The sequence below is a fragment of the Kitasatospora sp. NPDC001225 genome (assembly GCF_053597855.1).
Genome location: NZ_JBSFJC010000422.1, coordinates 1 through 1,659, shown reverse-complemented (window position 1 = coordinate 1,659; position 1,659 = coordinate 1). Strand labels below are relative to the sequence as shown.

Genomic DNA, 1,659 nt, shown 5'->3' with positions numbered 1-1,659 from the left:
GAGGTGGCGTCCAGCCGCCGGCCGACCTGGTCGTACTTGACGAGCAGGAACTCGCCCATGGTGTCGGAGCGGACCTGGTCGGCGTTGCGTTTGAGGTGGATGTACCAGCGCAGGTTCGCCATGATCCGGCGGTCGCCGACGGCCGCCCGGTTCGCCAGGAACTGCACCCGGGCGGCGTGCACCGACGCGATGCCCTGGGGCAGCGCCGCCAGCACCAGCAGCGGCAGGAGGGCGGGGTGGAGCACGGTCAGCACGCCGGCCGCGCCGAGGAGCGAGGCGAGGGAGGCGAGCAGGTTCTGCGCCTCTCCGACGATGTCCACGCAGACCTCGGCGCCGCGGTCGGCGGCCTCCAGTTCGTCGTTGTAGCCGGCGTGGTCGTAGGCGGTCAGTTCGGCCGCCACGGTGGCGCGCAGCACCGCGGCCTCCGCCTCCCGGGAGATGCGGGGCGACAGGTGGATGGTGACGGTCCGGATCGTGATGCCCAGCAGGGAGCGGGCGCCGGCCGCCGCCGCGATGACCAGGATCGACGGCGCCGCGCGGGTGAGCTTGTCGCCGACCTGCCCCGGGCCGAACAGGGCCGAGATGGTGCCGGTGGTCGCGAACAGGCCGGCCGCGCCGAGCACCGCGGAGACGGCCTGGCAGGTCAGGAGCAGCGCGACGGAGGTGCGGTCGATGCGCCAGCCGAGGCGGAAGGCGCGGACGACGAGCGCGGGCAGGCGGCGGGCCATCGCGCTGACGCTGATCGCCTCGATCGCCGCGATGCGGCGTCCGTCGGCGAGCCACTGCAGTTCCTCGTCGGCGGCCTCGGCCGACGCCGTCGTGGTGCTCAAGCGTTCGCCTCCTCGCGCGGGGCGGGGGCCAGCGGCAGGCGGGCCACCAGGGCCCCGGGGACGGGTGGGACGTGGATCGACGGGGCGGGGGAACAGGCCACAGATCCTCCAGGAGCGGAGCGGTGCGCGGACGTGCGGACTCATCGGTCCCGGCCGAGAGGAAAGCTCAAGTGGCCTTTCCTCAGGCTGAGTTGACCGGTTCGACGGAGTCGTTACGGGCGGCTGGGCGTCCGATGATGGTGCTGTTCGAGCGCGGCGTTCAAGTGGATTCGCCTCCGGGCGAGCCCGGGTCGAACGGGGACTTTTCGAGCACGTTCCGGGCATGGTTCAGCGCATATGCCAAGCGGGCGGGCGGCGCACGGCCGTCGCCGGATTCACCCGTTCGGCTGGTCTGCCGCCCGAGGGGCTGCCGCGTCGCCAGGCTCCTGAGGCGGGTGGGGCGGCAGGAGTTGAGTACGGATACTCATGTCCCGGGCCAACTGGATCGGGCACGATGCTCACCGTCAGTGAGCTTGTGCGGAAGGGTTCTTGTGTCCATGGTCCGAAACAACGTCAGGATTCCCCTCGTGGTCGGCGCGGCCGCGATGGCCGCGGCCGTCGTCGCCGGGTGCTCCTCCGACCCCGGAGCAGGGTCGGGAACCGGCCCGGGAGTCGTCCCCGACAAACCGTCCGCGACCTCGGGCGGCGCCGGCTCCCCGGGTGCCGCCCCGACGTCCACGCCGACGCTCCAGGCGTCCGGCGCCCCGGCGTTCGGCTCGCCCAGCAGTACGCCGACCGGCCCGCCGATCCCCACCGGAGCCGCCCTGCGCGAGCTGCTGCCGACCGCCGC

At 73.3% G+C, this 1,659-nt stretch carries 2 pseudogenes; one reads left to right on the top strand and one right to left on the bottom strand.

Annotation, left to right across the window (positions count from 1 at the left end):
* A pseudogene (locus ACWDCZ_RS41130) lies at positions 1–830 on the bottom strand (ABC transporter); the annotation flags it as partial.
* 536 nt (positions 831–1,366) lie between these two features.
* Between ACWDCZ_RS41130 and ACWDCZ_RS41125 the strand changes: the two are divergent.
* Positions 1,367–1,659, top strand: a pseudogene (locus ACWDCZ_RS41125) (hypothetical protein); the annotation flags it as partial.